The organism is Paraburkholderia mimosarum LMG 23256 = NBRC 106338, assembly GCF_000739815.1.
In the GTDB taxonomy this organism is placed as follows: Bacteria; Pseudomonadota; Gammaproteobacteria; order Burkholderiales; family Burkholderiaceae; genus Paraburkholderia; species Paraburkholderia mimosarum.
In genome coordinates this window covers 1-19,428 of sequence record NZ_BBJJ01000012.1, presented here as the reverse complement: position 1 = coordinate 19,428, position 19,428 = coordinate 1, and the positions used below count along the sequence as shown (strand labels likewise).

At 66.9% G+C, this 19,428-nt stretch carries 15 protein-coding genes; 8 read left to right on the top strand and 7 right to left on the bottom strand.

Going from position 1 to position 19,428, the window contains the following annotated elements:
• Positions 1-3: 3 nt before the first annotated feature.
• Positions 4-810: a metallophosphoesterase gene (locus BMI01S_RS11785; protein WP_028214650.1), complete on the top strand. Its 807-nt coding sequence runs from the start codon at positions 4-6 to the stop codon at positions 808-810.
• Positions 811-831: 21 nt separating this feature from the next.
• On the opposite strand, the gene BMI01S_RS41905 is transcribed toward BMI01S_RS11785, so the two are convergent.
• A complete protein-coding gene (locus BMI01S_RS41905; protein ID WP_167334429.1) occupies positions 832-975 on the bottom strand; it encodes a hypothetical protein in 144 nt (47 codons plus the stop codon).
• A gap of 175 nt (positions 976-1,150) precedes the next feature.
• Positions 1,151-2,089, bottom strand: a complete 939-nt coding sequence (locus tag BMI01S_RS11780) for a LysR family transcriptional regulator (RefSeq protein WP_028214649.1) — start codon at positions 2,087-2,089, stop codon at positions 1,151-1,153.
• A 156-nt stretch (positions 2,090-2,245) separates the two neighbouring features.
• Between BMI01S_RS11780 and BMI01S_RS11775 the strand changes: the two genes are divergently transcribed.
• The 5 genes from BMI01S_RS11775 (at position 2,246) to BMI01S_RS11755 (ending at position 9,430) form a co-directional block, all read left to right on the top strand.
• On the top strand, positions 2,246-3,874 hold the full coding sequence (locus tag BMI01S_RS11775; protein ID WP_028214648.1) for an efflux transporter outer membrane subunit: 1,629 nt from the start codon (positions 2,246-2,248) through the stop codon (positions 3,872-3,874).
• A 12-nt stretch (positions 3,875-3,886) separates the two neighbouring features.
• On the top strand, positions 3,887-6,121 hold the full coding sequence (locus BMI01S_RS11770) for an FUSC family protein (protein WP_028214647.1): 2,235 nt from the start codon (positions 3,887-3,889) through the stop codon (positions 6,119-6,121).
• On the top strand, positions 6,111-6,311 hold the full coding sequence (locus tag BMI01S_RS11765) for a DUF1656 domain-containing protein (protein ID WP_028208049.1): 201 nt from the start codon (positions 6,111-6,113) through the stop codon (positions 6,309-6,311). Before BMI01S_RS11770 ends, BMI01S_RS11765 begins: the two co-directional genes overlap by 11 nt.
• A 52-nt stretch (positions 6,312-6,363) precedes the next feature.
• Positions 6,364-7,227, top strand: a complete 864-nt coding sequence (locus tag BMI01S_RS11760; protein ID WP_028214646.1) for an efflux RND transporter periplasmic adaptor subunit — start codon at positions 6,364-6,366, stop codon at positions 7,225-7,227.
• Positions 7,228-7,519: 292 nt separating this feature from the next.
• Entirely contained in the window at positions 7,520-9,430 is a 1,911-nt protein-coding gene (locus tag BMI01S_RS11755) for a propionate--CoA ligase (RefSeq protein ID WP_028214645.1), read from the top strand.
• Between the two features lie 47 nt (positions 9,431-9,477).
• Here the strand turns inward: BMI01S_RS11755 and BMI01S_RS11750 are convergent, their stop codons facing one another.
• Positions 9,478-10,296 (bottom strand): 5'-methylthioadenosine/adenosylhomocysteine nucleosidase, encoded by an 819-nt coding sequence (locus tag BMI01S_RS11750; RefSeq protein WP_028231703.1) that lies wholly within the window; start codon positions 10,294-10,296, stop codon positions 9,478-9,480.
• A gap of 41 nt (positions 10,297-10,337) precedes the next feature.
• The gene (locus tag BMI01S_RS11745) at positions 10,338-12,713 is read right to left on the bottom strand and encodes a UvrD-helicase domain-containing protein (RefSeq protein WP_028214643.1); all 2,376 of its coding nucleotides are present in this window, start codon (positions 12,711-12,713) and stop codon (positions 10,338-10,340) included.
• Between the two features lie 278 nt (positions 12,714-12,991).
• On the opposite strand from BMI01S_RS11745, the gene BMI01S_RS11740 reads away from it, so the two are divergent.
• Positions 12,992-15,871: a valine--tRNA ligase gene (locus BMI01S_RS11740; RefSeq protein WP_028214642.1), complete on the top strand. Its 2,880-nt coding sequence runs from the start codon at positions 12,992-12,994 to the stop codon at positions 15,869-15,871.
• Between the two features lie 81 nt (positions 15,872-15,952).
• Positions 15,953-16,834: a UTP--glucose-1-phosphate uridylyltransferase GalU gene (galU, locus tag BMI01S_RS11735; RefSeq protein ID WP_028214641.1), complete on the top strand. Its 882-nt coding sequence runs from the start codon at positions 15,953-15,955 to the stop codon at positions 16,832-16,834.
• 127 nt (positions 16,835-16,961) lie between these two features.
• Here galU and BMI01S_RS11730 read toward each other — a convergent pair whose 3' ends face one another.
• From BMI01S_RS11730 to iolG, 3 genes are all read right to left on the bottom strand, one after another.
• Positions 16,962-17,189, bottom strand: a complete 228-nt coding sequence (locus BMI01S_RS11730; protein WP_028214640.1) for a sulfurtransferase TusA family protein — start codon at positions 17,187-17,189, stop codon at positions 16,962-16,964.
• Positions 17,190-17,309: 120 nt separating this feature from the next.
• Positions 17,310-18,365, bottom strand: a complete 1,056-nt coding sequence (locus BMI01S_RS11725) for a Gfo/Idh/MocA family oxidoreductase (protein ID WP_028214639.1) — start codon at positions 18,363-18,365, stop codon at positions 17,310-17,312.
• A gap of 62 nt (positions 18,366-18,427) precedes the next feature.
• The coding region (gene iolG, locus BMI01S_RS11720; RefSeq protein WP_063769762.1) for an inositol 2-dehydrogenase at positions 18,428-19,428 on the bottom strand (1,001 nt) is incomplete at its 5' end.

Sequence of the window (19,428 nt, the reverse complement as noted above, 5' to 3'; positions counted from 1 at the left end):
CCCGTGAAGGTGCGCGTGCTGTCCGACCTGCATCTGGAAAACGACGAGCCCGATACGATCCCGCACGCGCAAGCCGATCTCGTGGTGCTGGCGGGCGACATCCACAATCACGGGCTGGGGCTGCGCTGGGCGGCGCAGACGTTCGATCCGCGGGTGCCGGTCGTGTACGTGCCCGGCAACCACGAGTACTACGACGGCGACCTGGGCGCGCTGGAAACCGCGATGGTCGACGCGGCCTCGACGCTCGATAACGTGCATTTCCTCAACGACGGCGTCTATGTCGATCCGGCTGGCCGTTTTCGCGTGCTCGGCACGACGCTGTGGGCCGACTTCGCGCTCTTCGGCGCAGACGACGCCGCCCGCGATGCCGCCATCGCGGCCGCGATGCGCGTGATGCTCGACTTTCGCGGGTTGATTCAGGTGTCGTGGCCGGCGAGCCCGCAAGCGGGCGCGCGCGACTTCACGCCAGCGGACTCGATCGCGCTGTTTGCGCGCTCGCGCGCGTGGCTCGAAGCGGAACTGGCCAAGCCCTTCGCGGGCAAGACGATCGTCGTCACGCATCACGCGCCGCACAGGCAGAGCCTCGCGCCGCGCTATGCGCAAGATCCCGTTTCGGCGGGGTTCGTGAGCGATCTCGATGCGCTGGTGCGCACGCCAGTCGCGCTATGGGTGCACGGCCACACGCATACGTGCTTCGACTACACGGTCAACGGCACGCGCGTGGTGTGCAATCCGCGCGGCTATCGCGACCGTCGCACCGGGCTGCCGGAGAATCCCGCTTTCGCGTGGGACAAGGTGGTGGAAATCTAGCGAAGGAAGAGGCCCGCAGCGTTAGCGCATGCGCGCGTCGTCGCGGCGCACGCGCAGTGTCACGGGCTCGAGTTGCGCGCGCCGCATGCGCAGCAGGTCGCGCGATGCCGCGATGCCGATCAGGCCCATCATCACGGCGATGCCGATCATCAGATGCGTATCCATTCAAGTCCTCGGTGATGGCAATAGTGGGTGGCGTGAATCAGTCGCGCTACCTTACCAAGCCGGCGTGCGACCGGGCGTAAGGAAGTGTTGCCATCCGCGCAAGCTGTAACAAGCTGTCACAGCCCGAGCGCGTGTCGTGATCGGCGTCGATGTGGGCAGCCAGGGCGCTGCGCGTTCAGGTGCGCGCGAACCGGCGCAGCTCGGTCTGGTCGCGCGCCAGCGTCGAAGGCGTGCTCTCGCGCAGCAGTTCCACCCATGTGCGGATCTTCGCGTCGAGATACTGTCGCGACGGATACACCGCGAACACGTTCATCTCCTGCGACTTGTACTCCGGCAAGATCCATTGCAACTCGCCGCTGCGCAGGCCGCTGATCGCCGAGTAGATCGGCAGGAGGCCCACGCCCATGCCCTCGCGCACGGCCACGGCCATCGCCTCCGCCACGTTCACCTGGAAGGTCGCCGGGCCGAGGTCGATCGTCGCTTCGCCGTCCGGACCCGTGAACTGCCACTGCGACATCGGAAACACGGGCGTCACCATCTGCAAACAAGTATGGTTCGCGAGGTCGGCGGGCTTTTGCGGCACGCCGCGCTTTTCCAGATACGCCGGCGAAGCGACCGCGATGCTGAACGCGCTGGCGAGCCGCTGCGACACGAAGCCCGAGTCCGGCAGATCGGTCGCGACGACGAGCGCCACGTCATAGCCCTCGTCGAGCAGGTCCGGCATGCGCTGCGCAAGCGTGAGCTCCACGTGCACGTCCGGGTAGCGCTGCTGATACTGCCCCACCGCCGGCACCACATAGTGCTGGCCGAAGCTCGTCATTGCATGGACCTTGAGCTTGCCCGAGGGGCGCGCATGGGCGTCGCCGGCTTCCGCTTCGGCCTGATCGACATAGGCGAGGATCTGCTCGCAGCGCTGCAGATAGCGCTCGCCCGCCTCGGTGAGCGCGATGCGGCGCGTCGTACGGTTCAAGAGCCGCGTGCGCAGGTGCGCCTCCAGATCGGAGACCGCGCGCGACGCATAAGCCGTGGTCGTGTTCAGGTATTGCGCCGCGCCCGTGAAGCTGCCCGCCTCCACCACCCGGACGAATACACGCATGTTTTGAAGCGTATCCATACCAATCCTCTATCTGACACACGAATTGTTTCACATTTCGCAAGACCGATTATCTCGCTTTCCGTAAAAATGCCTTGCATCCTTACCGGTTATTCACCAATCGCTCGAAAAATATAATGACGCACAGTGATTCATAGTCAAGAAAAGGAGTAAATCGTGCAGTCTCCGGTACCGAAAGGACTCGCCGCACTCACGGTTCTTACGTTCTCGTTGATAATCGCGGGCTGCGCCAGTACCGGGGGCATCGCACCGCAAGCGAAGCAGGCCGAAGCGGCGCAACTCGACGCCGGCTCGGCGATCCGCGCGGCCAGCACCGATGCCGGCTGGCCCGCCAGCGACTGGTGGCGCGGCTACAACGACCCTCAGCTGAACGCCTGGATCGAGGCCTCCGTGGCCGGCAACCCCTCGCTTGCCGCCGCGCAGGCACGCGTGCGCGAAGCGCGCTCGATGGTGGGCGTGGCCCAGGCCGGCCTCCTGCCGCAAATCAACGGCAGCATGTCGATTCAGCGCCAGCAGTGGTCCGACAACGTCTATTACGGCCCGGGCCCGCTCGCCGGGGCGAACACGTGGAACAACACGGCCACGCTTGGCCTGTCGTATCACCTCGATCTCTGGGGCCAGGACAAGAACAACGCCGAGCGCGCGCTGGACGTGGCCCACGCCAGCGCCGCCGACGCGCGCGCGGCCCAGCTCGAGCTCGAAGTCAACGTCACGCGCACCTACATCGAGATGTCGATGAACTACGCGCTGCTCGACATCGCGAAGCAAACGCTCGCCCAGCAGCAGCGCATTCTCGCGCTCGCGCAAAAGCGCCTCGCGGGCGGCATCGGCACGCAGCTCGAAGTGAGCCAGGCGCAAACGCCGCTGCCCGAGTACGAGCGCCAGATCGACGCGCTCGAAGAATCCATCGCGCTCGGCAAGAACCAGCTCGCGGCGCTCGCGGGCAAAGGCCCCGGCGCCGGCGAATCGATCCAGCGCCCGGCGCTCTCGCTCGCCGCGCCGGCGGGCCTGCCTTCGGCGCTGCCCGCCGAGCTGATCGGCTATCGCCCCGATGTGGTTGCGGCGCGCTGGCTCGTTGCCGCGCAAGCCCGCGGCATCGACGTCGCCAAAGCCGAGTTCTATCCGAACGTGAACCTGCTCGCCTCGATGGGCGGCTACGCGGCGGCCGGCCCGCTGTTCCAGTTCCTGAAGTCGATGAGCGGCAGTTACTCGGCGGGCCCCGCGCTCTCGCTGCCGATCTTCGACGGCGGCCGACTGCGCGCCCAGCTCGGTGCGCAGTCCGCGGCTTACGACATCGCGGTCGACCAGTACAACCAGACGATCGTCACCGCGCTCAAGGAAATCGCCGACCAGGTCGTGCGCATGCGCTCGCTCGCCACCCAGGAAGACGATGCGCACCGCTCGGTGGCCGTCGCGCAGCGCAGCTACGATCTCGCTCAGGAAGGCTTCCGCCGCGGCCTGACCGACTACGTGAACGTGCTGATCGCGCAAACGCAGTTGCTGCGCGCACAGGAAGGCGTCGCGCATGTCCAGGCCGAGCGCCTCGCCGCGCATGCCACGCTCGTCGCGGCGCTGGGCGGCGGCATGATCGACGCATCGAGCGAGGCCTCCATGAAAGGCCCGACCGATGCCGAGCAACTGCCCGCGCACGGCAAGAAGACGCGCGCCGTGCCGCTGATGCCCGCCGCACTGCTGGCGCCGCATTCGCCGCAGGCTTCGCGCGGACCGGACGCCGCCGATGCAGGCGCATCGGGCGATGCCGGCGCAGCCGGCGCGGCGCACTAAGGCGGCCGGATCATGCAAGCATCCACGCCCTCACCCTCGCAGCCGGTCAGCGAGCGCTTCTATGCCGCGCTCGCCGACTGGGCCCGCACCGACGGCCTCGTCTGGATCTACGTCTTCAAGGCGATCGTCGCCGCGCTGCTCGCGCTCGGCATCGCCATGAAGCTCGACCTGCCGCAGCCGCGCACGGCCATGACGACGGTGTTCATCGTGATGCAGCCGCAAAGCGGCCCTGTGTTCGCGAAGAGCTTCTACCGGATCTGCGGCACGCTGGTCGGGCTCGTCGTCATGCTCGCGCTGATCGGCCTGTTCGCCCAGCAGCCGGAGCTTTTCATCGTTTCGACGGCGCTGTGGGTGGGCCTGTGCACCGCGGGCGCCGCGCGCAACCGCAACTTCCGCTCGTACGGCTTCGTGCTCGCGGGCTACACGGCGGCGCTGATCGGCATTCCCGCCTCGCAGCATCCCGACACCGCGTTCATGTCGGCCATGACGCGCGTGGCCGAGATCTCGATCGGCATTCTCTGTTCGGGCTTCGTGAGCGCCGTGCTGTTCCCCCAATATACGGGCGAGCTGCTGCGTTCGAGCGTGCGGCGGCGTTTCTCGTCGTTCGTCGACTACGTTTGCGCGGCGCTCGCCGGGCGCATCGACCGCTCGCATATCGAGGCGAGCAATGCGCGCTTCGTCGCCGACGTCGTGGGCCTCGAGGCGAACCGCAGCATGGCCGTGTTCGAGTCGCCCGATGCGCGCATGCGCGCGGGGCGTCTCGCGCGCCTGAACAACGAGTTCATGACCGCCTCGACGCGCTTTCACGCGCTGCATCAGCTGATGAACCGGCTGCGCGCGGACGGCTCGGCGGCGACCGTCGAAGCGCTGGAGCCGTACTTCCGCGAGATCGCGCCGCTCTTTGCGAAAGCGGGCGAACCAGTGCTCACGGCCGCCGATGCGTCGCACGTCTCGAAGCAGCTGGACGACTATCGTTCGATGCTGCCCAAACGCGTACGCACCACACGCGCCGAGCTCGAAGCGCAAGGCGCTGCGAGCCTCCTCGACTTCGACACGGCCACCGAGCTCCTCTACCGCTTCGTCCATGAAATGACCGAGTACACGGCCACCTACGCTTCGCTCGCGGTCGATACGCACTCGCGGGAAAAGTGGATCGCGCGCTACGTGCCGAAGACGAATTCGATCGCGGCAGGCGTAGCGGGAGTGCGGGCGGCGGTCGTGATGACGCTGCTCGGCGCGTTCTGGATCGCCACCGCGTGGCCGAGCGGGACGAACCTCGTGCTCAACGCGGCCGCGACCTGCGCGCTCGCCTCGTCCGCGCCGCAACCCTCGCGCATGGCGACGCAGATGGCGCTAGGCACCGTGCTCGCATCGTTCGTCGGGATGATCCTCACGTTCGGCGTGTTTCCGCACATCGACGGCTTTGCGATGCTGTGCGTCGCACTCGCGCCCGCGCTCGCGTTCGGCGTCTTCCTCACGACGCGCCCGAAATACGCCGGCTGCGGCGTGGGCTACTGCATCTTCCTGTGCTTTCTCGCGGGCCCCGACAATGTCGTGCAGTACAACCCGGGCAGCTACATGAACGACGCGATGGCGCTCGTCGCCTCGATGGCGGTCTCGGCTCTCGCATTCGCCGTGCTGCTGCCGCCCTCCACGCCGTGGCTGCGCGAGCGTCTGCTCGCCGACCTGCGCGGCGGCGCCGTGCAGGCTTGCCGTGCTCGCCTCACGGGACTGCGCAACCGCTTCGAAAGCGGCGCGCGCGACCTGATGTTCCAGCTCTCGGCGATCGCCGGCAACGACGAAACGCAACGCCGCGACACGCTGCGCTGGCTCTTCTCGACGCTCGAAGTGGGCAACGCCGCGCTCGATCTGCGCCACGAGCTGACCACGCTGCCCGCGCAGCCGCGCAACGCGAAGGGAACGGCATGGCGCGTGGCGACCGACGCGACGCTCGAAGCTGTGAGCGCCCTGTTCAAGCGCCCGAGCGAGGCGCGTTACCGCGACGCGCTCGAGAAAACCGAGCGCGCCATCGATGCCATCCATACCGTGCTGCAGGGCCTCTGGAAGCCAGTGGCAACGAGCACGGCCGACCGCAGCGACAGTACCTCTCGCGAAGCGCGCCACCAGTTGCAGCGCATCCAGAGCCATCTGCATTTCATCCGCACCGCGCTCATCGACCCGCAATCGCCGCTCGCGGCGTACGCGGGCCATGAGAGCGCGAGCCAGGGAGCCAACCATGCCTCGTGACGTCGCGTTTCTCGACGCCTATATCCCGGCGATCGTCCTGCTCTTCATTCTGGGCGCCGCGATCACCTGGGTGCTCGATTCCGTGCTGGCCAGAACCGGCCTCTACCGGGTCGTGTGGCACCCGTCCCTCTTTCGCGTGAGCCTGCTCGTGGTCGTGTGCTGCGTGCTCGGGCTCGCCGTTTATCACTGAATGCGTCGCTCAAGGCGTCGCTGATTGCATAGCTGAACGAATCAACCGAATCATGACAATCCGCAACCTCATTGGCTTTATCGCGACGGCCATCATTTTCGTCGTCGCCATTCTGGTCGGGCGCGTCCTCTGGGTGCACTACATGGACGAGCCGTGGACCCGCGACGGCCGCGTGCGCGCCGAAGTCGTCAACGTCGCCCCCGACGTCTCGGGCGCCGTGGTCGAGCTGCCCGTGCGCGACAACCAGTTCGTGCACAAGGGCGACCTGCTCATGCAGATCGACCCCTCGCACTATCAGATCGCCGTCGAGCAGGCCCAGGCCGCCGTGGCCGCGCGCAAGGCCGAGCTGACGATGCGCCAGGACGATGCGCGCCGCCGCGCGGACATGGACAGCCAGGTCGTCTCGGCGGAGGCCCGCGAAAACGCCTCGCATACGGCCAATTCGGCGCAGGCGCAGTACCAGCAGGCGCTCGCCGCGCTCGACGCCGCGAAGCTGAACCTCGAACGCACGCGCGTGGTCTCGCCCGTGGACGGCTACATCACGAACCTGCAGGTGTTCCAGGGCGACTACGCGACAGCGGGCCAGGCGAAACTGGCCGTGGTGGACAGCCATTCGTTCTGGGTCTACGGCTACTTCGAGGAAACCAAGCTGCCGCACGTGAAGGTGGGCAACAAGGCCGATATCAAGCTCATGAGCGGCGGCACGCTCGAAGGCCACGTGGAGAGCATCTCGCGCGGCATTTACGATCGCGACAATCCGCAAAGCCGCGAACTGCTCGCCGACGTGAATCCGACCTTCAACTGGGTGCGGCTCGCGCAGCGCGTGCCGGTGCGCATCCACATCGACAAGATTCCGGACGACATGGTGCTCGCCGCCGGAACGACCTGCACGGTGGTCGTGAAGCCGGGCACGTGAGCGACCCACGCCGGCTGCGCGCGCACCGTCAGCCGATCCGCCCAAACAGGGGAACGCCAGCACGGTGTTCCCCTTTTTTCTTGCCGCACGCAAGCGAGCGCCTGGCGAGGCGCCCCCCACCGGCACCGTGCGTAGCACGCGCGGCAAATCATGGACAACCCGCGTTGTCCTCGAACGTTGCACTGCACTATCCTGAGAAACCAGCGCCAGATCCGGCCGCTCAAATCATCGGCTGCCACGTCGGCTGCACCTCGGCACGCGTGAGCACGACCAGCACGGGAGGGAGGCAGTCATGCGTTACCGCGATTTTCACCGCGAATCGATCGCGCACCCCGACGACTTCTGGCGCCGCGAGGCCGGGCGCATTCACTGGGAGACGCTGTTCGACCAGGTGCTGGACCGCTCGAACCCGCCGTTCGCGCGCTGGTTCTGCGGCGGCCGCACGAACCTGTGCTTCAACGCCGTCGACCGCCATCTCGCGGCGCGGGCGCACCAGAACGCGCTCATCTACGTGTCGACCGAGACCGGCATCGAGCGGCAGTACACCTACGCCGACCTGCACGCCGAAGTCAACCGCATGGCCGCCGTGATGCGCTCGCTGGGCGTGGCCCGCGGCGAGCGCGTGCTGATCTATCTGCCGATGATTCCCGAGGCCGTTTTCGCCGTGCTCGCCTGCGCGCGCCTGGGGGCGATCCATTCGGTGGTGTTCGGCGGCTTTGCGGCGCCGAGCCTCGCCGCGCGCATCGACGATGCGAAGCCCGTGCTGCTCGTGACCGCCGACGCCGGCGCACGAGGCGGCAAGGTGATCGACTACACGCCGCTCGTGGACGAAGCGATGGCGCGCGCCGAACACGCGCCGCCCAAGGTGCTCCTCATCGACCGCCAGCTCGCGCCCGAGCGCTTGAACGCGCCCTATCTCGTCGACTACGAGCCGCTGCGCGAGCAGCATTACGACGTACAGATTCCCTGCGAATGGCTCGAATCGAACGAGCCTTCGTACATCCTCTACACCTCGGGCACGACGGGCAAACCCAAGGGCGTGCAGCGCGACGTGGGCGGCTATGCGGTGGCGCTCGCGGCTTCGATGGAATACGTCTTCGAGGGGCGCGCCGGCGACACCATGTTCACGGCGTCGGACATCGGCTGGGTCGTGGGCCACAGCTACATCATCTACGCGCCCCTGCTCGCGGGCATGACCACCGTGATGTACGAGGGCACGCCGGTGCGACCCGACGGCGGCATCTGGTGGCGTCTCGTCGAGCAGCATCGTATCAATCTGATGTTCACCGCGCCCACGGCGATCCGCGTGCTCAAGAAGCAGGACCCGGCGCTCCTGCGCGCCGCCGACCTTTCGAGCCTGCGCACGCTCTTCCTCGCGGGCGAGCCGCTCGACGAGCCCACGGCCCAATGGATCTCTGACGCACTGGGCAAACCCGTCGTCGACAACTACTGGCAAACGGAGACCGGCTGGCCCATGCTCGCGATACAGCGCAGCGTGGAAGCGCTGCCGCAAAAGCTCGGCTCGCCCGGCGTGCCCTGCTACGGCTACGACCTCGTGCTGCGCAACGAGCATACGGGCGAGCCCTGCGCGCATGGCGAGAAAGGCGTGATCACGCTCGGCTACCCCCTGCCGCCCGGCTGCATGCAGACCGTGTGGGGCGACGACGCGCGCTTCGTTACGACCTACTGGGAAAGCGTGCCCGGCCAGCAGGTGTACTCGACCTTCGACTGGGGCGTGCAGGACACGGACGGCTACGTGACGATCCTCGGCCGCACCGACGACGTCATCAACGTGGCGGGCCATCGACTGGGTACGCGCGAGATCGAAGAGGCGATCTCTTCGCATGCGGCCGTCGCGGAAGTGGCCGTGGTCGGCGTGCAGGATACGGTGAAGGGTCAGGCCGCGCTGGCTTTCGTCGTGCTGCGCGATGCGAATGCGGCAGCCGATCCGGCCGCTGCGCAGAAGCTCGCAGCGGCGTTGGCCGCGACGGTGGACCGGCAGCTCGGCGCGATCGGACGGCCCGCGCGCGTGCACTTCGTGCCGGCGCTGCCGAAGACGCGTTCCGGCAAGCTGCTGCGCCGCGCGATCGCGGCGCTTGCCGAAGGCCGCGATCCGGGCGATCTGCCGACCATCGAGGACGCCTCGGCGCTGCAGTCGATACGCGAGGCGGTCAGTTCGGATGACAGCGCGGGCAACGGCTGAGCGGCGCGCGCGGTTTTTGATTGGCGCTGATTGGTGCTATCGGGCAGTCAGCGCGCGAGGGGCCGGTATGAAGCAAGAAAGCGCTTCAGGATGCCCGTCGAGTAAGTGCCCGCGATATCGGTGAGGAAGCTCGAGAACGACGTGCTCGCGTGCTCGTCGGCGGTATCGGAGATCGTGCGCACCACTGCGCAGGCCACGTCGTACTCGTGGCAGACCTGGGCGAGCGCCGCGCCTTCCATCTCGACCGCGAGCGCATCGGGCAACAGCGCGCGCAGGGCGTCCACGGCGGCGGCGCTCGCCACGAACTGGTCGCCGCTGATCACGAGCCCGCGATGCACCTGCGGCAACGCGGTTTCGAAGCGCGGCAGCGCGGCCTTGTAGCGCGCCTTCAACTGTGCGCCCTCTTCCGCGATGAACCGCTCGCACGCAACGGCAAGCGCCTCGACCAGCGCATGTTCGGCGTCGAAGCGCGAGCGCGCGAGCAGCGGAATCTCGTGACGCGGGAACAGCGGCTCGGCGTTCATGTCGTGCTGGAGCAGCGTTTCGCCGACCACCACGTCGCCCACGTGGACGCCCGCGCCCACGCCGCCCGCGACACCCGTGAAGACGATCGCCTCCACGTCGAACGCATGGATCAACGCGCTCGCCGTGGCCGCCGCCGCCACCTTGCCGACGCGCGCGAGCGTCACCACACACGGCGCCCCGTGCACCGTGCCGATGTGATAGTCGCGCCGGCCGAACGTGTGCGTGCGCACGCCCGATTCGGCCTGCATCGCCGCGATCAGATCGCCGAGTTCCTGGGGCAGCGCGGCGAGCACGCCGAGCGGGCGGGCGGTCGCGCCGCTCGCCTGGGTCGAGAGATTCATTGTCGAGAGATTTCCGTCTGGTTCGTCAAAAGGCTTGGGCGTTACTCCACTGCCTGCAGCTTGGCCACCGCCAGCGCGAGCCACTTCTCGCCGTGGCGCTTGAAGCGCACCTGCGCCTTCGCGTCGGTGCCGCTGCCTTCGAGCGCCGTGATCGTGCCTTCGCCGAACTTCGTGTGGAACACGCCCTGGCCTACGCGAAAGCCCGTCTCGGCCGCGCGCTGCTCATTGGCGAAGGCGGGGGCCGGGCTCTTGTCGGCGATATAGGCGTCGCGCTCGCGACGGCCGCCGCCGCTGCCATCGCCGCCACCGGGTCGCGCGAACCAGTCGCGCCCCCAGCCTGCGTTGTCGGAGCGGCCGCCCCAGCGCGCGCCCGCTTCGACCTTGGGCGTGAGCCACTTGAGCGATGCCTCCGGCAGTTCGTCGAAAAAGCGCGAGCGCACGTTGTAGCGCGTCTGGCCATGCAGCAGACGGCTCTGCGCGAACGAGATATAGAGCCGCTCCTTCGCGCGCGTGATCGCCACGTACATGAGGCGGCGCTCTTCTTCGAGGCCGTCGGCCTCCATCGCGCTGTTCTCGTGCGGGAAGAGCCCCTCTTCGAGACCGGTGATGAACACCGCCGTGAATTCGAGGCCCTTCGCCGCATGAACCGTCATCAGCTGCACGGCGTCCTGGCCCGCCTGCGCCTGGTTGTCGCCGGCTTCGAGCGACGCGTGCGAGAGGAAGCCCGCGAGCGGCGTCATGAGGTCGGGGTTCTGCGCGGGGTCCGTGATCGCGGGCGCGTCGAGCACTTCGATTTCGCCGTCCTGCGAGACGATCTCCGGCACCGCGCTCGCGCCCGGTCGCAGCGGAATCGAGCGCGCGGGTGTATCGAGTCCGTAGCCCGCCTCGCTCACGAACGCCGTGGCCGCATTCACGAGTTCCTGCAAGTTCTCCAGACGGTCCTGGCCTTCGCGCTCGGTCTGATAGAACTCGGCGAGGCCGCTCAGGCGCACCGTGTATTCGACGGTTTCCGGCAGGCTCATCTGCGCCGTCTCGGCGCGCATCTTCGCGATCAGGTTCGCGAAGCCGCCAAGGCTCGTGCCCGCCTTGCCCGTGACGTACGGAATGGCCGCGGCCATCGAGCAGTTGTAGAGGCGCGCCGCGTCGGCGAGCTGTTCGATCGAGCGTGCGCCGATGCCGCGCGCGGGGAAGTTCACCACGCGGGCAAAGGCCGTATCGTCGTTCGGGTTGTCGATCAATCGCAGATAGGCGAGCGCATGCTTCACTTCCTGGCGCTCGAAAAAGCGCAGCCCGCCATACACCTTGTACGGCACGCCCGCGTTCACGAGCGTGTGCTCGATCGTGCGCGACTGCGCGTTGCTGCGGTAAAGAATGGCGATCTCGTTGCGCGCGAGCCCCTGGTTGATGAGCGCGCGAATCTCCTCGACGATCCAGCCCGCCTCCTGCGAATCGGTCGCCGCCTCGTACACGCGCACCGGCTCGCCGTGGCCCGCATCCGTGCGCAGATTCTTGCCCAGGCGCCGCGAGTTGTGCGCGATCAGGTGGTTCGCCGCATCGAGAATGTGGCCGTGCGAGCGGTAGTTCTGCTCCAGCTTGATCATGTGCTTCACGCGGAACTCGTTTTCGAAGTCGCGCATGTTGCCCACGTTCGCACCGCGGAACGCGTAGATCGACTGGTCGTCGTCGCCCACCGCGAAGATCGCGTTGCCCGGGCCCGCGAGCAGCTTGAGCCACGCGTACTGGAGCTTGTTGGTGTCCTGGAACTCGTCGACGAGGATGTCGCGAAAGCGCGCCTGATAATGCGCGCGCAGCGGCGGGTTGTACGCGAGCAGCTCGTAGCAGCGCAGCAGCAGCTCGGCGAAATCGACCACGCCTTCGCGCTGGCACTGCTGGTCGTAGGCTTCGTAGAGCTCGACGAACTTCCGGTTGAAGTCGTCGCTCACGTCCACGTCCTTCGGACGCAGGCCCTGCTCCTTCGCGTTGTTGATGAAGTACTGCAGGTTCTTGGGCGGGTACTTCTCGTCGTCGATGTTCAGGCCCTTCATCAGACGCTTGATGGCCGAGAGCTGGTCCGCCGTGTCGAGGATCTGGAAGGTCTGCGGCAGGCCGGCGTCGCGATAATGCGCGCGCAGCATGCGGTTGCACAGGCCGTGGAAGGTGCCGATCCACATGCCGCGCGTGTCGATGGGCAGGAGCGCCTGAAGGCGCCCCATCATTTCGCGCGCGGCCTTGTTCGTGAAGGTCACGGCGAGGATGGTGGACGGCGAGGCCATGCCCTGCTGGATCAGCCACGCAATGCGCGTGATGAGCACGCGCGTCTTGCCGCTGCCGGCCCCGGCCAGGATGAGCGCCGGCTCGTTGGGCAACGTGACGGCGGCGAGTTGTTCGGGGTTCAGGTTCGCGAGCAGATCGGGCATGGGCAGAAAAGAAACGTGCCCCGGATGACCCAGGGGCGTGGCGCACTTCACAGGCGCACCGTTGAATGGCAGACCGCCATTATAAGTGCGCACACGCACGGCGGCTCGCGCGTCCCGGACACGGCGCGCCGGGCGCGCGGCCTGCCCGCTGCATGGACCTGCGCATGGACCCGCGCACGGGCCGCACATCGTGCCGCCCCGGCTGGCGCGTCGGCTGCGAGAGGACTTCCCCTTATAATCGAACGTTTCCGCATCCCTTTTTTCGGCAGATTCCACCCATGAGCGACAGCACGCTAGCGAAAAGCTTCGAGCCCCAGACGATCGAGGCCCACTGGGGCCCCGAATGGGAGCGTCGCGGCTACGCCGCCGCGACCTTCGAGCCCGGCCGCAACAACTTCTCGATCCAGTTGCCGCCGCCCAACGTCACCGGCACGCTGCACATGGGGCACGCGTTCAACCAGACGATCATGGACGGGCTCGCGCGCTACCACCGCATGCTCGGCGACAACACGCTGTGGGTGCCGGGCACGGACCACGCGGGCATCGCCACGCAGATCGTCGTCGAGCGCCAGCTCGACGCGCAAAAGATTTCGCGCCACGACCTGGGCCGCGAGAAGTTCGTCGAGCGCGTGTGGGAATGGAAGCAGCAGTCGGGCTCGACCATCACCGGTCAGGTGCGCCGTCTGGGCGCCTCGATCGACTGGTCGCGCGAGTACTTCACGATGGACGACAAGATGTCGGCCGCCGTGCGCGACGTGTTCGTGCGCCTCTATGAACAGGGCCTGATCTACCGCGGCAAGCGCCTCGTGAACTGGGACCCGGTGCTGCTCACCGCCGTCTCGGATCTCGAAGTGGCGAGCGAGGAGGAAAACGGCAACCTCTGGCACCTGCGCTACCCGCTCGCGGACGGCTCGGCCACGCTGACCGTCGCCACGACGCGTCCCGAGACCATGCTCGGCGACACGGCCGTGATGGTGCACCCGGAAGACGAACGCTATGCGCACCTGATCGGCAAGATGGTGAAGCTGCCGCTCACCGACCGCGAAATTCCGGTGATCGCCGACGAGTACGTGGACCGCGAGTTCGGCACGGGCGTCGTGAAGGTCACGCCCGCGCACGATTTCAACGACTACCAGGTGGGCCTGCGCCACGGCCTGCCGATGATCGAGATCCTCACGCTCGACGCGAAGATCAACGACAACGCGCCGGCCAAATACCGCGGCCTCGACCGCTTCGAGGCGCGCAAGCAGGTGGTCGCCGATTTCGAGGCGCTGGGACTGCTCGACTCGGTGCAGCCGCACAAGCTGATGGTGCCGCGCGGCGACCGCACGGGCGTGGTGATCGAGCCGATGCTCACGGACCAATGGTTCGTGGCGATGAGCAAGCCCGCGCCCGAAGGCACGTTCAACCCCGGCAAGTCGATCGCCGAGACCGCGCTCGACGTCGTGCGCAACGGCCAGATCAAGTTCGTGCCGGAGAACTGGACGACCACCTACTACCAGTGGCTCGAAAACATCCAGGACTGGTGCATTTCGCGCCAGCTCTGGTGGGGCCACCAGATCCCGGCGTGGTACGGCGAGAACGGCGAGATCTTCGTCGCGAAGAGCGAGGAAGAAGCGCGCGCGCAGGCCGAAGCCAGGGGCTACAAGGGCGCACTCAAGCGCGACGAAGACGTGCTCGATACATGGTTCTCGTCGGCGCTCGTGCCGTTCTCTTCGCTCGGCTGGCCTGCGGATACGCCGGAACTGAAGGCCTTCCTGCCCTCGTCGGTGCTGGTCACGGGCTTCGACATCATCTTCTTCTGGGTGGCGCGCATGGTCATGATGACCACGCACTTCACCGGCAAGGTGCCGTTCGACACCGTGTATGTGCACGGCCTCGTGCGCGACGCCGAGGGCCAGAAGATGTCGAAGAGCAAGGGCAACACGCTCGACCCGATCGATATCGTCGATGGCATCGATCTCGAGACGCTCGTCGCCAAGCGCACCACGGGCCTCATGAATCCCAGGCAGGCCGCGACCATCGAAAAGAAGACGCGCAAGGAATTCCCGCAAGGCATTCCCGCGTTCGGCACCGACGCGCTGCGCTTCACGATGGCCTCGATGGCCACGCTCGGCCGCAACGTGAACTTCGACCTCGCGCGCTGCGAGGGCTATCGCAACTTCTGCAACAAGCTCTGGAACGCCACGCGCTTCGTGCTGATGAACTGCGAAGGCCACGACTGCGGGTTCAGCAAGCCGGGTGCTTGCCAGCCGGGCGATTGCGGCCCCGGCGGCTACACGGACTTCTCGCAGGCCGACCGCTGGATCGTCTCGCTCCTGCAGCGCGTGGAAGCCGAAGTCGCGAAGGGCTTCGCGGACTATCGCTTCGACAACGTGGCCAACGCCATATACAAGTTCGTCTGGGACGAATACTGTGACTGGTATCTGGAACTGGCGAAGGTGCAGATCCAGACGGGTACGCCCGAGCAGCAGCGCGCCACGCGCCGCACGCTGCTGCGCGTGCTGGAGACGGTGCTGCGCCTCGCGCACCCGGTGATTCCGTTCATCACCGAGGCGCTCTGGCAGAAGGTGGCGCCGCTCACCGACGCGTACCCGCAAGCGAATGGCAAAAATGCGCTGGAAGGCGAAGCATCGATCATGGTGCAGCGCTACCCGGTGGCGGAAGCGAAGAAGATCGACGAAAACGCGGAGCAATGGGCCGCCGACCTGAAGGCCGTGATCGACGCATGCCGCAACCTGCGTGGCGAGATGGGCCTCTCGCCCGCCACGAAGGTGCCGCTGCTGGCCACGGGCAATGCCGGGCGCCTCGCGACGTTCGCGCCCTATGCGCAGGCGCTCGCGAAGCTTTCGGAGGTCCAGATCATCGCCGACGAAGCGGCGCTCGATGCAGCTTCGGCAGGCGCGCCAGTTGCTATCGTGGGTACGAACAAACTGGTGCTGAAAGTGGAGATCGACGTCGCCGCGGAACGCGAACGCCTGTCGAAGGAAATCGCCCGCCTCGGCAATGAGGTGACAAAGTGCAAGGCAAAGCTAGGAAATGACAGTTTTGTAGCAAAAGCACCCGCAGCAGTCGTTGAGCAGGAGCAGAAAAGACTGGCAGAATACCAGGCAACGCTGGACAAGCTGACCGCGCAACTCACGCGGTTGCCGGCCTGAGAGCCATATCGGCAAGCAAGGCTGTAACGCACGGCGCCGCTCCTGCGGCGTCCTGCGAGCACCAGGACAGGGACGAAAGACATGCTGAAAGTGACAAAAGCGGTATTCCCGGTTGCGGGCCTCGGCACGCGCTTCCTTCCGGCCACGAAAGCGAGCCCGAAGGAAATGCTGCCCGTGGTCGACAAGCCGCTCATTCAGTACGCGGTCGAAGAAGCCGTGGCTGCGGGTATCACCGAAATGATCTTCGTGACCGGGCGCAGCAAGCGCGCGATCGAGGACCATTTCGACAAGTCGTATGAGATCGAGGCCGAACTCGAAGCGCGCGGGAAAGCCAAGCTGCTCGAGCTGGTGCGCAACATCAAGCCGAACAACGTCGATTGCTTTTACGTTCGCCAGCCCGAAGCGCTCGGTCTCGGCCACGCCGTGCTGTGCGCGGAAAAGCTCGTGGGCGACAACCCGTTCGCCGTGATTCTCGCGGACGACCTGCTCTACGGCACGCCGCCGGTCATGCAGCAGATGGTCGAGGTGTTCGACCACTACCATAGCTCGGTGCTCGGCGTGGAAGAGATCCCGCCCTCGGAAACGCGCTCCTACGGCATCGTCGACGGCAAGGAATGGGAAGACTCGATCGTCAAGCTCTCCGGTATCGTCGAGAAGCCGGCGCCCGAAGTGGCGCCGTCGAATCTCGGCGTGGTCGGCCGCTATGTGCTCAAGCCGCGCATTTTCGAGCATCTGAAGTCGATCAAGCCGGGCGCGGGCGGCGAGCTGCAGCTCACCGACGCGATCCAGTCGCTGCTCGCCGACGAGCAGGTGCTCGCGTACAAGTACCACGGCACGCGCTTCGACTGCGGCAGCAAGCTCGGCTATCTGAAGGCGACGGTGGAGTTCGCGCTGCGCCACCCGGAAGTCGGCGCCGATTTCGAGGAATATCTGCGTACGCGCAAGCCGGTGCTCGAAGGCTAGGCGCCCCCGGCAGGCGCCCCCGGCAGGCGCCCCCGGCAGGCGCCCCCGGCTGAGTCGTGCCGGACTGCATCAATGAAAATGGCCCGCGTTCTCACGCGGGCCGTTTTTTTATCGTCTGCCGAGGTGATCAGCGACGGCGCATCAGAAACACGAACGTCTCTTCCTGCTTCGAGCTTTCCACGATCTCGTTGCCCGTTTGCTTCGCGAACGCGGCGAAATCGCGCTGCGAGCCGGGATCGGTCGCGAGGACCTTGAGAATCTGACCGCTTTCCATGTCGGCGAGCGCCTTCTTGGCGCGCAGGATCGGCAGCGGGCAGTTCAGCCCGCGCGCATCCACTTCCTTGTGAACCTGAATCTGCATCGGGGTTGGATCCTTCGGTGGCGCACCGTCGCGGCGTGAGACGGCGCTGGCAATAGCGTCGATTTTACCGCAGCCACGGGGACCGCCGCTTGCCTCCCGATTGCCGCGCCCCGCTCACAGCGTCACCGCCGCCCCCGTGTGCAGCGATTCGCGCAGCGCCTGGCCGATGCGCGTCGCTTCCAGGGCGTCTTCGAGCGTCGCGCCCTGGCTCGCGTTCTGCACGTCACCGCGCTTTCGCGCCGCCACGTCCGTAACGAACGCCTGCGCCTCGATCAGGAACGCCTCTTCGAACCGGTCGAAGAACGTGGGCGTGCAAGCGCTGCGCACGCCGCTCGCGTCATAGATCTCCACGCGATTGGCACGCGGCAGGCGCCCGATCGCGAGCGCCCCCGCCGTGCCGATCACCTCGCTCGATGTGTCGTTGCCGTGCGCCATCGTGCGCGAGGCATAGAACATCGCGAGACGCCCGCCTTCGAATTCGCAGATGGCCACGCCGTTGTCCACGTCGCCGGATTCGCGCAGGCCTTCGTGCAGCGCGATGGCACCCGCCGCGTAGACGCGCGTGGCGCGCGGCTTGCCGAGCAGCCAGCGCGCGACGTCGATGTCGTGCACCGTGCAGTCGAGGAAGATGCCGCCCGAAGTCGGCGCGAAGCGCACGAAGAAACCTTCGGGATCGTTGAGGTCACAGGTCTGCGAGCGCACGAGAAACGGCCGGCCGATCGCGCCCGTCTGCACTTTTGTGTAGGCATCCTGATAACTTGGGTCGAAGCGGCGCATGAAGCCGATCGTCACCTGCCGGTCGGCATGGCGGCGCGCCACGCTCACCACGCGTTCGCATTCGGCCACGTCGAGCGAAAGCGGCTTTTCGCAGAACACGTGCTTGCCTGCTTCGAGCGCCTGCACGATCTGCCCGGCGTGCAGCGCCGAAGGGGTGACGAGCCACACCGCATCGACCGAGCTATCGGCGAGCAGATCGGCGTAGTCGGCATACAGTCGTGCGGCGGGCAACGCCTCGCGCGCCCACGCGAGATCCGCTTCGAGCGGACTGCACGCCGCCGCGAGCGTCGCCGCCGGCACGCGATGCGCCAGGTTCAGCGCATGCCGCCGCCCCAACCTCCCGAGTCCCGCCACGCCCACGCGCAACGGCCGGGCAACATCGATCGCCTGCATCCTTGCTCTCCTCGCTTGAGCCACGCTTGAACTGCGCTTGATCCTCACTCGCCCTCTGCGGATCAACCACCCACCGTCACCACCCGGCCTTCGCGCCACGACAGCGAAGCGGCTTCGGCCAGTTCGAGCGCCTTCAGGCCGTCGGCTACCGACGTGCGCACCGGCACGCCCTGCGTGACGGCCTCGTGGAAGTGCGCCATCTCGCGCGCATAGGCCGCGCGATAGCGTTCGAGGAAGAACGCCTCGGGCACGTCCTGCGCCACAGCCGTCTTCGACCACGCCACCACTTCGGTCGGCTTCATGTTGCCCGCCTGGAGCATGCCCTCGCTACCGAGCACCTCGAAGCGCTGGTCGTAGCCATAGGCCGCGCGCCGCGCCGTGTTGATCTGGCAGAGGCGCCCGCGCTTCGTGCGGATCGTCACCGCCGTCGAGTCGATGTCGCCCGCGTCGGCAATCGCCGGATCGGAAAGGCAGCTGCCCGTGGCGTGCACGCTCAGCGCTTCGTCGTCGAGAATCCAGCGGAAGATGTCGAAGTCGTGGATCAGCATGTCCTTGAAGATGCCGCCCGAGTGCAGGAGGTACTCCACAGGCGGTGCGCCAGGGTCGCGGCTCGTGACGATCAGCATCTCCGGCGTGCCGATCTCGCCCGCGTCGAGGCGCGCCTTGAGCGCGGCAAACGTCGGATCGTAGCGGCGCTGGAAGCCGATCATGCACACCACGCCGGCGCGCTCGACCGCCTCGGCGCACGCGCGTGCGCGCTCGATCGTGAGATCGACGGGCTTCTCGCAAAAGATATGCTTGCCCGCAGCGGCCGACTTCAGGATCAGTTCGGAGTGCGTATCGGTGCTCGAACAGATCACCGTCGCGCCGATCGATGCGTCGCCGAACGCGGCGTCCCCATCGGCCACCTGGGCGCCGTGCTGCGCGGCGAGCGCGGCGGCGGCCTCGCGGTTCACGTCGATCACGTACTTGAGGCGCACGCCCGGCTGGCGCGCGAGATTCGCCGCATGAATGCGGCCGATGCGTCCCGCGCCGAACACGGCCACATCCAGCGTTTGCGCTG

Excerpts from the sequence above, each read along its gene's own strand:
- galU (WP_028214641.1), top strand. The coding sequence starts at position 15,953 with ATGCTGAAAGTGACAAAAGCGGTATTCCCGGTTGCGGGCCTCGGCACG.
- BMI01S_RS11725 (WP_028214639.1), bottom strand. The coding sequence starts at position 18,365 with ATGCAGGCGATCGATGTTGCCCGGCCGTTGCGCGTGGGCGTGGCGGGA.
- BMI01S_RS11780 (WP_028214649.1), bottom strand. The coding sequence starts at position 2,089 with ATGGATACGCTTCAAAACATGCGTGTATTCGTCCGGGTGGTGGAGGCG.
- BMI01S_RS11760 (WP_028214646.1), top strand. The coding sequence starts at position 6,364 with ATGACAATCCGCAACCTCATTGGCTTTATCGCGACGGCCATCATTTTC.
- BMI01S_RS41905 (WP_167334429.1), bottom strand. The coding sequence starts at position 975 with ATGGATACGCATCTGATGATCGGCATCGCCGTGATGATGGGCCTGATC.
- BMI01S_RS11755 (WP_028214645.1), top strand. The coding sequence starts at position 7,520 with ATGCGTTACCGCGATTTTCACCGCGAATCGATCGCGCACCCCGACGAC.
- BMI01S_RS11745 (WP_028214643.1), bottom strand. The coding sequence starts at position 12,713 with ATGCCCGATCTGCTCGCGAACCTGAACCCCGAACAACTCGCCGCCGTC.
- BMI01S_RS11750 (WP_028231703.1), bottom strand. The coding sequence starts at position 10,296 with ATGAATCTCTCGACCCAGGCGAGCGGCGCGACCGCCCGCCCGCTCGGC.
- BMI01S_RS11740 (WP_028214642.1), top strand. The coding sequence starts at position 12,992 with ATGAGCGACAGCACGCTAGCGAAAAGCTTCGAGCCCCAGACGATCGAG.
- BMI01S_RS11765 (WP_028208049.1), top strand. The coding sequence starts at position 6,111 with ATGCCTCGTGACGTCGCGTTTCTCGACGCCTATATCCCGGCGATCGTC.
- BMI01S_RS11770 (WP_028214647.1), top strand. The coding sequence starts at position 3,887 with ATGCAAGCATCCACGCCCTCACCCTCGCAGCCGGTCAGCGAGCGCTTC.